Annotated in this window: 10 protein-coding genes; 1 reads left to right on the top strand and 9 read right to left on the bottom strand. The window is 31.6% G+C overall.

The window, feature by feature from the left end; translation table 11 throughout:
• Positions 1 to 246: 246 nt before the first annotated feature.
• Complete coding sequence (pheS, locus tag RMN92_RS04645; protein ID WP_309608299.1) at positions 247 to 1,266, bottom strand: phenylalanine--tRNA ligase subunit alpha; 1,020 nt, start codon at positions 1,264 to 1,266, stop codon at positions 247 to 249.
• 69 nt (positions 1,267 to 1,335) lie between these two features.
• The gene (locus RMN92_RS04640) at positions 1,336 to 1,692 is read right to left on the bottom strand and encodes a hypothetical protein (RefSeq protein WP_309608298.1); all 357 of its coding nucleotides are present in this window, start codon (positions 1,690 to 1,692) and stop codon (positions 1,336 to 1,338) included.
• A gap of 132 nt (positions 1,693 to 1,824) precedes the next feature.
• Here RMN92_RS04640 and RMN92_RS04635 point away from each other — a divergent pair, with 132 nt between their 5' ends.
• Complete coding sequence (locus tag RMN92_RS04635) at positions 1,825 to 2,331, top strand: CvpA family protein (protein ID WP_309608297.1); 507 nt, start codon at positions 1,825 to 1,827, stop codon at positions 2,329 to 2,331.
• Positions 2,332 to 2,402: 71 nt separating this feature from the next.
• Here the strand turns inward: RMN92_RS04635 and RMN92_RS04630 are convergent, their stop codons facing one another.
• The 7 genes from RMN92_RS04630 to RMN92_RS04600 all read right to left on the bottom strand — a co-directional run bounded on the left by RMN92_RS04630 (position 2,403) and on the right by RMN92_RS04600 (position 10,145).
• Complete coding sequence (locus RMN92_RS04630) at positions 2,403 to 3,146, bottom strand: tetratricopeptide repeat protein (RefSeq protein WP_309608296.1); 744 nt, start codon at positions 3,144 to 3,146, stop codon at positions 2,403 to 2,405.
• 3 nt (positions 3,147 to 3,149) lie between these two features.
• The gene (locus tag RMN92_RS04625; RefSeq protein ID WP_309608295.1) at positions 3,150 to 4,967 is read right to left on the bottom strand and encodes a BatD family protein; all 1,818 of its coding nucleotides are present in this window, start codon (positions 4,965 to 4,967) and stop codon (positions 3,150 to 3,152) included.
• 47 nt (positions 4,968 to 5,014) lie between these two features.
• Positions 5,015 to 5,731, bottom strand: a complete 717-nt coding sequence (locus tag RMN92_RS04620; protein ID WP_309608294.1) for a tetratricopeptide repeat protein — start codon at positions 5,729 to 5,731, stop codon at positions 5,015 to 5,017.
• A gap of 115 nt (positions 5,732 to 5,846) precedes the next feature.
• A complete protein-coding gene (locus RMN92_RS04615; protein ID WP_309608293.1) occupies positions 5,847 to 6,890 on the bottom strand; it encodes a VWA domain-containing protein in 1,044 nt (347 codons plus the stop codon).
• Between the two features lie 223 nt (positions 6,891 to 7,113).
• Positions 7,114 to 7,494 (bottom strand): GxxExxY protein, encoded by a 381-nt coding sequence (locus RMN92_RS04610; RefSeq protein ID WP_309608292.1) that lies wholly within the window; start codon positions 7,492 to 7,494, stop codon positions 7,114 to 7,116.
• A gap of 58 nt (positions 7,495 to 7,552) precedes the next feature.
• On the bottom strand, positions 7,553 to 8,557 hold the full coding sequence (locus RMN92_RS04605) for a VWA domain-containing protein (protein WP_309608291.1): 1,005 nt from the start codon (positions 8,555 to 8,557) through the stop codon (positions 7,553 to 7,555).
• Complete coding sequence (locus RMN92_RS04600) at positions 8,550 to 10,145, bottom strand: hypothetical protein (protein WP_309608290.1); 1,596 nt, start codon at positions 10,143 to 10,145, stop codon at positions 8,550 to 8,552. Before RMN92_RS04600 ends, RMN92_RS04605 begins: the two co-directional genes overlap by 8 nt.
• Positions 10,146 to 10,229: the final 84 nt, after the last annotated feature.

The raw sequence follows: 10,229 nt of genomic DNA, 5'->3' as shown, positions 1-10,229 counted from the left end.
CTCGGTTGAATTTATCATAATGCCTAGCCCAGATAGAAACGAAAAGCCTTTTGATAAGAAACTCTAATTTTTCTTGATAAAAAACAACGACCAACGGAAGTTCGTTTTTTGTATAGAAAAATAGTGTTTCTTGAAAAAGCTTGTAGTGAATAGCTGGAAATGGCTACTAATCTTCGACAAGCTCAGATTGACATTTCTTTGATAAGCTCAGATTGACATTTCTTTGACAAGCTCAGATTGACATTTTTAAATGTTTGATTTGAACTGCTCCAAAAACCGCACATCGTTTTCGTAAAACATACGAATATCGCCAATTTGGTACAGCAACATTGCAATACGTTCAATGCCCATTCCGAAAGCAAATCCATTGTATTCATCCGGATTGATGTCGCAATTTTTCAAAACATTTGGATCTACCATGCCACAACCCATAATTTCTAACCAGCCAGTTCCTTTGGTGATTCGGTAATCGGTTTCGGTTTTTAAACCCCAATAAATATCGACTTCGGCGCTTGGTTCTGTAAATGGAAAATAAGAAGGACGCAATCGTATTTTTGATTTCCCGAACATTTCTTTGGTAAAATAAAGCAATGTTTGCTTCAAATCTGCAAAGGAAACGTCTTTGTCGATATACAATCCTTCAACTTGATGGAAAATACAATGCGAACGCGACGAAACGGCTTCATTCCTGAAAACGCGTCCTGGCGAAATAGTTCTGATAGGCGGTTTGTTGTTTTCCATGTAGCGAACTTGAACCGATGAGGTGTGCGTTCGTAACAAAATATCGGGATTTGTTTGTATGAAAAATGTGTCCTGCATATCTCTCGCCGGATGGTATTCTGGCAAGTTTAATGCGGTGAAATTGTGCCAATCGTCTTCGATTTCTGGACCTTCGGAAACATTGAAGCCAATATTAGAAAAAATATCTATAATTTGATTTTTTACCAACGATATTGGGTGACGGGAACCTATTTTGAAAGGTTCGGCAGGACGAGATAGATCGCCATAAATGCCTTTAATTTCTTCTTTGCTTTCTAATTCGTCTTGAATGGCTTTGACTTTTTCTTCAGCTATGGTTTTAAGTAAATTGATGACTTGTCCAAACTCTTTTTTCTGGTCGTTTGGTACATTTTTAAATTCGGCAAAAATATCTTTTACCAAACCTTTGTTACCTAAAAATTTGATTCTAAATTCTTCAAGTTTTTCTTTATTTTGTGTTGAAAAAGCTTTGGCTTCGGCTATATATTCTCTAATCTTGTCTGTCATTGTTGTAAAAGTAAAGGTGCAAATTTAAGCAAAAGTTGGAAGATGGAAGATGGAAGATGAGAATTTTTGTTACTCAATCAATTTTTTCTCCAAAAAATAATTCACAATGGCTTCTTTCATGAGCACCGATTGTTCTCCAGCTTTAAGTGGCGGCAATTCTTCTCTGACTTTATAATGTGGCCAACCATCATGATCAAAAAACTCGAATTCATAGTAACCATAGGGTTCGAGCAATCGACAAATGGCTATGTGCATTAAATTTAATTTTTCGTCTTTTTTATAGGTTTCATGAAATTTTCCTAATTCTTGGACACCAATTAAATAAATAATAGCATCAAGGTCAAGATCTTCGCCTTGTGAAAATTGATTGGAAAGTTTATCTACAAGCTGTTCCCAGCGTTCTTTGAGTTGTATATCGCGTGACATTTAGATTTTAGATTTCAGATTTCAGATTTCAGATTTATTCTAAAAACACAAATCATAATTATCCGCAAATATAAGAAGTAGAAAATAGATTATTCTTCTATATTTGTTTTTTAAAATTAAATTAAGAAAATCATGAGTTTTTTGGATATTGTTTTGGGTGTAATGTTGGTTTTTGCATTGTATAAAGGAATTAAAAATGGTCTTTTTGTAGAATTAGCTTCTTTAATTTCACTTATACTTGGAATATACATGGCTATAAAATTCTCTTATTTGGTGAAAAATATTCTAATAGATTCAGTTTCATGGTCATCTAAATATATAGAAGTTATCGCTTTCGCATTGACTTTTTTGATAGTAGTAGTAGGCATTCATCTTTTGGCAAAATTTTTTACTGGAATTGCAGATTTTGCTTACTTGGGATGGTTGAACAAATTGGGCGGTGCAGCGTTTAGTGTTTTAAAAACTATTTTAATGTTGAGTATTATATTTAATATTTTTCAAAAAATTAATGTGAATAATTTTATTGTAAAACAAGAAACGCTTGATAAATCCATGTTTTATAATCCAATACAAGAAGTTTCAAAATTTATTTACCCAAGTTTAGAAAAATGGTATAATGATTTTAAAAAGAGTAATTAGTGATTAGTCATTAGTTATTAGAATTGAGTTTCTGATTAGTAATAAATAATTTAAAAGCTAATCACTAATCACTATTTCAACTCTTTAATTGCATTTTTTTCTATCCAACCTTCTTTTAAATCGGCTAATTGTATTTTTTTATAATTATTCAAACTTTCCAAAACAAGAACCTTTGTTCCAGCATGAAGTACAAATACTTCTTCCGAAGTAGATTTTGGCTCACTTTTTATTGAAACAACTTCGGCAAAAACGATGGCTGGTCTTTCTTTGTCATCGATATTTTTTTCATAAAAAGCCGCAAAAAAGCCGCCTACCAAAAACAATAAAACAAAAACCAATGAAGTAAAAAATACTCTTTTTAATATAGTTGTATTTGAAAAATAGTAGCCGAGAAAACACAGTAAAAAAAGCGTAGCTAGAAAAATGCAAATCCAAGCCCAAACATCATAATGAAAAATAGAAGTAAAATCTTGAATTATTTTGGAGAATCCAACTTTTGGTGCTTCTATAATTTCATCAATCGTTGTTTTTTGTGCAAAAGCTAGGTTGTTTTTAATTTCATTATCTGTTGGATTGAGTAGCAACGATTTTTCAAAGTTGTAAATTGCAGGTGCCACTTTATTTAATTTATAGTAGCAATTGCCCAAATTAAAATACAATTCGGCAGATTCTTGACCTGATTTTAAAATACTTTCATAGGCAATAATGGCTTCATTGTACTTGCCTTTTTGATATAAATTATTTCCTTTATCAAAAGAAGTTTGTGCCAAAATGGATTGGGTAATTATTAGAAATATAAATACTAACTGCTTCATTTTTTATGAAATTTGTTTTTCTAATTCAGAAATTATACTGACCGCTTTGTCAAAATCTTGTTGAATCGAAACACTTGTTGATGGAGCATAACGAGCAAATTCGCAATTTTCTGTTAGATTGATAAAGCTTTTCACCGATTCTACATTTGCATTTTTTTTCAACAGTATTTCGGTTATTTTATCCTTACTCATATCGGTTGTTTCTATATGTAGTTTGGCTTTCAAGAAATTATGCAAGGCTTTTTCAAGTGCAATATAAAACTGTTCTTTGTTTTCAAGTTGATTTTTTGCTTCCGATAAATATTTTTTTGCTAGTTTATTGGATAATTTAATTCTGTTTCCTACTACATCGCCATCAATGGCTTCTTTTTTCTTTTTAATTGCCATAATAAGTGGAATTATTAAAAAAGGCAACATCAATAACACATAAAATAATATTGAACCTAAAAAAGGAGATGTTTTAAGTGATGACAATGATGTATTTAATTTTATAAACGCAAAAGTATTGTTTTCTGATACTTTTGTTTTATTGGTATTATTTCTTGAAACCGCATCATTTCCTGTAGCAGTTGGGCCGTCCAGCACTTCAATATTTATTGGTTGTGAAGTAATTGTTTTGTAGGTTTTGGTTCCCAAATCAAAATAGGAAAATTCAATGGATTGAATTGGATAGCTTCCTTTGAACTGTGGAATTACAGTATATACATCAGAAATACTGCCCGTCATTCCCGTAAGTGGCGTAGTAACATTTTCTTTGTGAACTGGATCATACATCTCAAGCGAGCTTGGCACAACTGGTTTTGGAAGTGTAAATAATTTAAGGTTTCCTTTTCCAGAAACTATTACATTTAAATCCAACGATTCTCCATTCTTTAGTTTGGTTTTTGAAGGCACAACTTTAAAATCAAAATTACCTACAGCTCCAGAAAAATCTGAAGGTTTTCCAGTTTCTGGCAAAGGTTTTACATTGATTGTTTTGGCTCCAGCGGAAACCCTTTTGGTGCCAATAGTCATTTGTTGTCTTCCAAAAAAATCAACTTCACCAGTTGGAATTTCCACTTCAATATCCAATGATAGTGGAGCAATTTCCAGCTTTCCAGATTTTTGCGGATACAAAACAGTTTTTCTTAGAATGGCATATCTGTAATCTTCGCCTTTGAATTTTCCTTGTTGAATACTTAATTGTTTAATGTCGATATTTTGACTCCAAAAATTTGAATATTTTGGATTGGCTATCTGATTCCAACTTCTCACTCCAGATCTATTGCTTACATAGATTTTATAAACTACGGTAATAGGTTCATTCAAATAAGGATTTGGATTTGAGATTTCGGCAACCAAATGGACGCCTTCTTTTCCTAAACTAGTTTGAGCCTGCTGTTGTTGCTGTTGCTGCTGTCTTTGTTGTTGGTAATATGGATTGTTTGCGTAAGGATCATAAGGATCGCGTTCTTCGGCTACTGCATTTCCTACGATAATTTTTATCGGATTGGTTTTATAAACTTGACCAGCAATTTCAATAGAGGATTGTTTGATGGTGAAAACCCCTTTTTTTAGAGGAATTAAATAATAAGAATATGTTTTTTCAAACGATTTTTTGCCGTTTACCCATTGGTAACTTACAGATTGACTTGGGCCACCAACTATTTTGAATCCTTCAAATGAAGGTGGAATAAAATTATCCCCATCTTCATTCATTGCAAAATCTATTCGCAACCGCTCATTTATTCCAATGCTGTTTTTGCTGACTTGCGCCACAAATTGCACTTGAGCAAAAGCACCTTGAATGGTTAATAATAGTATAATTATGTATTTCTTCATTTTTTTGAGTAATCCTTGTTTATTCTAATTTTATCATATTATTTAAATTACCAATCTTTTTCATTATCGGTAGGTTTTCCTTGTACTTTTTTTCCTTTTACTTTGTCTTGAACCTTTTTTTCTTCGTTATTAACAGCATCAAGAAGATTTTTCATTCGTTCTTTATCTGCTCCGTTTTTTTGTGGTTCTGGTTTTGGTTTGTCTTCTTTTGGTTTACCTTTATCATCTTTCTTGTCGTCGCCATCTTTTGGCTTATCTTTTTTATCGTCTTTTGGCTCTTCCTTTTTATCTTTATCCTTGTCTTTTTTATCGTCTTTTTTGTCGTTCTTTTTTGGAGGATTTTCTTTTTGCATTTTTTTAGCTAATGCAAAATTATATCGTGTTTGTTCATCGTTTGGATTGTTTCTTAATGAATTTTTGTAAGCTTCAACTGCTTTTCCATATTCTTTTTCTACCATGAACACGTTTCCAATATTATGTAATGCCGAATGTTTTTGGGCTTTTCCTTTGGCGTTTTCAATTGCTTTTGCAAAGGCATATTTTGCTTCACTTGGTTGTTTTTGTTTGTAAATTGCATTGCCTAAATTATAGGAAGCCGTAGCTCTTTTGCTGTTATTTGCTTTAGAAATTCTGTAATTTGCTTCCGCTTGAGCATATTCTTTTTTAGAGAAATGGTCATTGCCTTCGGGCAAATTAAAGTCTTTCTTCTGTGAAAACATAGTCACAGAAAATAGTAAGGTAAGATATAAAAGTATGTTTTTCATATTCATTTTTTTAAACACTAAGTTCACAAGGTTTTCACTAAGCTCACAAAGTTTAACTCCTTATTTTGTGTTGACAAAGCTCTGTGTTCTTTGTGCATTCTTGGTGACTTAGTGGTTAATGTTTTTTCTCATTAAACAAATCCATTTTTTGTACCCATTTTGTTTTTCTTTCTAATAAAAAAACATCTAGCAATAATAGAAAAAATCCAAATCCTAAAAACCATTGAAATTGCGATTGAAAATTGGCAGTTTCTGTAGCTTCAAATTCGGTTTTTTGAATATTGTTAAGCGATTTTTTGATAAATTCCACTACTTGTTTGGTGTTTGAACCATTAACATAGCCTCCTTTTGCAGCTTTTGCTATGGCTTCGAGTCCTTCGGGTCTCAATTTAGTCACGACCACTTCACCTGTACTTCTGTCTCGATGGAAACTTTCTATAACACCGTTTCGCTTATTTGGAATGGGTCCGCCAGCAGTAGTTCCAATTCCGATAGTAATAATTTTCATTCCAATTTTTTTAGCTTCTTCTGCTGCATCTTCCGCTCCTTCCGAATGGTCTTCACCATCAGAAACTAAAATCATTACTTTACTTGTGTTTGGACTTCCTTCAAAATATGTTTTTGATAATTTAATGGCTTCATCAAGATTACTTCCTTGAGAAGATATCATGCCTTGATTCATGCTTTGTAAATACATTTTTGCCACATTATAATCTGTTGTAATGGGCAAAACTGGAAATGCACTCCCTGCGTATGCTATAATTCCTATTCTGTCGCTTCCTAAATTGTTGATAATTTGGGAAACTACTTGTTTCGACTTTTCCAATCGGTTTGGCGCAATGTCTTCTGCAAGCATACTTTTAGAAACATCAATTGCAAAAACTATATCAATTCCTTCACGTTTTACTTTTTCGACTTTTGTTCCAATTTTTGGATTGACCAATGCTAAAATTATCATACCAAATGCCAATAAAATCAAAATAAATTTTAAAGCGGGTTTAAATCTTGATTTTTCAGGACTTAATTTTTTTACCAATTCTAAATCACCAAACGCTTTTTGAGATTTGATTTTCCAATATTGAACATAAAAAAAAAGCAATACCAAAAAAGGCAGGAGTAATAAAAGGTAGAAATATTTCGATTCGTCTAATTCGTACATTGTTTAATTTTTTAACCACTAAGTTCACAAAGATTTTCACTAAGTTCACAGAAATGTTTTAAGAACACAAATTTTACTTAAATAATTATTGTTTTTTTAACCACTAAGTTCACAAAGATTTTCACTAAGTTCACAGAAATGTTTTAAGAACACAAATTTTATATAAAGCTGTTTATGTTTTTAAAGTGATATTTATAAAATTTAAAAGCTATTTGTAAATAAACTATAATGTTCCATTTATCACTCTTCTTACACCATTTTTCAATAAACTTACATTAAAGTTAATTAATAATCCTAATTTGCAATTTGACAATCTTAAATAAGTGAGTAACTGTGCTAAATGTACATCAGTTAATGCTTCTACTGATTTAATTTCGATAATAAATTTGTCTTCAACAATAATATCTATTCTATATCCAATCTCTAGTTTTACGTCCTCATAAATTAAAGGTAAAGGTTTTTGTTTTTCTACTTTTAAATTATGTTTTTTAAGTTCATAAAATAAGCATTCTTCATATGCACTTTCTAGTAGACCAGGACCCAACGCTTGATGAACTTTAAGCGCACTCTCAAAAACTACCCTTGAAATATCATTTTCTGTCATATATTTAATTCTATGCTTTTCTTTGTGCTCTTTGTGAAAATTTTCGTGTACTTTGTGTTTAAATAAATGATTTAAAAATAGTATTCCTTAAAATAATTTCAATTAACAACAACAAACCAGCCAGTAAAACCAAAGGCCTAAATTTTTCATCGTAATTAACAAATTTTAATTCTTCTACTTCTGTGGTTTCCAATTTATTAATTTCTTTATAAATACTTTCTAAGTTCGAATTGTTTTGAGCTCTAAAATATTTTCCGCCCGTTTTTTTAGCAATATCTTTCATTAACAATTCATCAATTTGAACCGGCATCATTTTGAATAAAAATCCTTTTCCATTTGGCGCATAGGCGTAAGGAAACATGGCATTTCCATTGGTTCCAATTCCAATTGTGTAAACTTTGATGCCATATTCGACAGCTATTTCTGCTGCAGATATGGGTTCTAGAAAACCAGCATTGTTCACACCATCTGTCATTAAAATAATCACTTTACTTTTGGCTTTACTGTCTTTTAATCTATTCACCGCTGTTGCCAATCCCATTCCAATTGCTGTTCCATCTTGCAATACATTGTCATATTGTATGCTATTTATGGCTTCCAAAACAACTGCTTTATCACTAGTTACGGGAGTTTTTGTATAAGCTTCAGCAGCATAAACTACAATTCCTATTCTGTCGTTTACTCTGGCTTCCACAAAATTGGCAGCTACGTCTTTTAGGGCTTCCATTCGGTTAGGCTTCAAATCCTTGGCAAGCATACTTCCAGAAACATCGGAAGCAATTACAATATCGATTCCTTTTGTAATGTTGTTTTTGTTAGTCACATCAACAGTTCGTGGTCTTGCCATGGCCAATATTAATGCACTGAGTGCCACTATTCGAAAAACAAACAATATTGGTTTTAATTTTGGTAAAAGGGATGAAGTTGCTTTAAATCCTTTCAAAGAACTTATCTTAAGTGTGGGTTTTTCTTCATTTTTTTTGAAAAAATACCATACTATAGCCAAAGGTATTAGCAAGAACAACCAAAAAAATTCAGGATTTGCAAATGTGATATTACTCATTTTTATTGGTTATTTGTAATTCAATAGAGCTTAACATTCTTTCAGAGATTTTTTCTGCATTTTCATCTCCTTCTTTGTGGGCAAACATGATTTGCTGTAAACCGCCGTCTTGGCTAAACAATATAATTTCGTAATACATTTTTTCATTGTTGAATGTAAAATTTCCATATCCTTTGATGCCTTTGATTCCTTTTTCTGTTGAGAATTCTGCTTCTTTGGCAAAAATATTTTGACATCCTTGCGCTTCTAACATTTGGACAGTTCCATTCAGCGCTTGGCTCAAATCAACTTTAGTTTCTTTTTTGAATTTTAATGATGACACGGAGATGTTAAACTGACCTATAAGGCTTCCATATCCGAACATTTGCATTTCTTTTATGAGTGCCATTCCATTTTTTGCAGCTGTTTTTTCCACATCCATCCTAGTTAAAACCTTTGGTGTTTCAATTGAAATACTTGGATCTCCATAGTCACTTTTTATCCAATCTCCTTCTAATAATTCTGTGGTTGAATAGCCTACAAATCCATTTTTAATAAAATCAATACCTTTTGTAACAATTAAAAAAGTTAAAGCACCAACAACTAAAAAAACTGAAATTCCTGCAATAGCAATAACTTTTTTGCGTTTTTCTTTTTTAATTCTTAATTGCTGTTTTAAAATTTCTGCTTTTGTACTGGTTTCATCGACTGTAACAGGAATTGATTTATCCAATGTAACGATAGTATTTTCAATGACTTCACGATCATTGGCAATTTCAAAATCTTGGGGTTTTGATTTGGCAAATTTTACCAAATCGGCTTGTTTTAAAACTTTTTCTAAACTTATTAATATTTCTTTTGAAAGCTTCATTTTCTTTTTTGTCGATGCAGCTCTGAGTCCTAAAATAAGTTCTGAGGTTGTACTTTCTTTTGCGGGAATTTCGATAGCTTCTTCAATATAATCCCTTGCAATATCTGTGAGTTCCGAATAATATTCTTTGATTTCACCTTTTTGAAGTAACTCCTTTTTTTCTAGTAATTGCAATAAACTTGTGGCTTTCTCAATTGGTGAACTGTATACAATTTCTTTAACAGGTTTTTTTCTGTATTTCTTAAAAAGAAAATACCCTAGAAAAACCATTCCAATAATTCCGATTCCAGCAAGTAGGTATTTCCACCAATTTCCTATTGGTTTTTCAACTTGAATAATGGGTTTGATATCAAATAATTTTTGTTTGAGAGTATCAACTTTCACATTATTTACCTCAACCAGCAAGCTATCTGAAAAAATTGGTTTTTTATCAATTAAAACCGGAATTCTAGGAATTGTATATTTTCCTGAATCAAATTGAGTCAGTCCGTATTTTTTTATTAATTGAAGTCTATCATTTTCTTTTATGGTATCGATTGGATAAGATTCGATTACTTCCAATGCGCCAAAATTTGTTGCTTTTGGAAAAACAACTATCGTTGTTGGTTTTACTTTCGTTTTAAGTGTTAAAGTGAACTGTGCTCCAATTTTATTTTTGGTAGTATCAATGGATGTTTCGACTTTTTGTGCAAAAAGTGAAGTTGTAATAAGTAATAATATGTATAATTTTAATTTCATTTTAATTTTTTCTAACCACCAATCCTACAGAATTTTTAACCACAAAGTGCTCAAAGGTTTTCGCTAAGTTCACAAAACGTTGTG

Origin of the sequence: Flavobacterium sp., assembly GCF_031363805.1 — a bacterium.
In the GTDB taxonomy this organism is placed as follows: Bacteria; Bacteroidota; Bacteroidia; order Flavobacteriales; family Flavobacteriaceae; genus Flavobacterium.
The sequence above is the reverse complement of the archived record's forward strand: the minus strand, read 5'-3'. Positions and strand labels throughout refer to the sequence as shown.

Excerpts from the sequence above, each read along its gene's own strand:
- RMN92_RS04605 (WP_309608291.1), bottom strand. The coding sequence starts at position 8,557 with ATGAGTAATATCACATTTGCAAATCCTGAATTTTTTTGGTTGTTCTTG.
- RMN92_RS04640 (WP_309608298.1), bottom strand. The coding sequence starts at position 1,692 with ATGTCACGCGATATACAACTCAAAGAACGCTGGGAACAGCTTGTAGAT.
- RMN92_RS04610 (WP_309608292.1), bottom strand. The coding sequence starts at position 7,494 with ATGACAGAAAATGATATTTCAAGGGTAGTTTTTGAGAGTGCGCTTAAA.
- RMN92_RS04630 (WP_309608296.1), bottom strand. The coding sequence starts at position 3,146 with ATGAAGCAGTTAGTATTTATATTTCTAATAATTACCCAATCCATTTTG.
- pheS (WP_309608299.1), bottom strand. The coding sequence starts at position 1,266 with ATGACAGACAAGATTAGAGAATATATAGCCGAAGCCAAAGCTTTTTCA.
- RMN92_RS04635 (WP_309608297.1), top strand. The coding sequence starts at position 1,825 with ATGAGTTTTTTGGATATTGTTTTGGGTGTAATGTTGGTTTTTGCATTG.
- RMN92_RS04620 (WP_309608294.1), bottom strand. The coding sequence starts at position 5,731 with ATGAAAAACATACTTTTATATCTTACCTTACTATTTTCTGTGACTATG.
- RMN92_RS04625 (WP_309608295.1), bottom strand. The coding sequence starts at position 4,967 with ATGAAGAAATACATAATTATACTATTATTAACCATTCAAGGTGCTTTT.
- RMN92_RS04615 (WP_309608293.1), bottom strand. The coding sequence starts at position 6,890 with ATGTACGAATTAGACGAATCGAAATATTTCTACCTTTTATTACTCCTG.
- RMN92_RS04600 (WP_309608290.1), bottom strand. The coding sequence starts at position 10,145 with ATGAAATTAAAATTATACATATTATTACTTATTACAACTTCACTTTTT.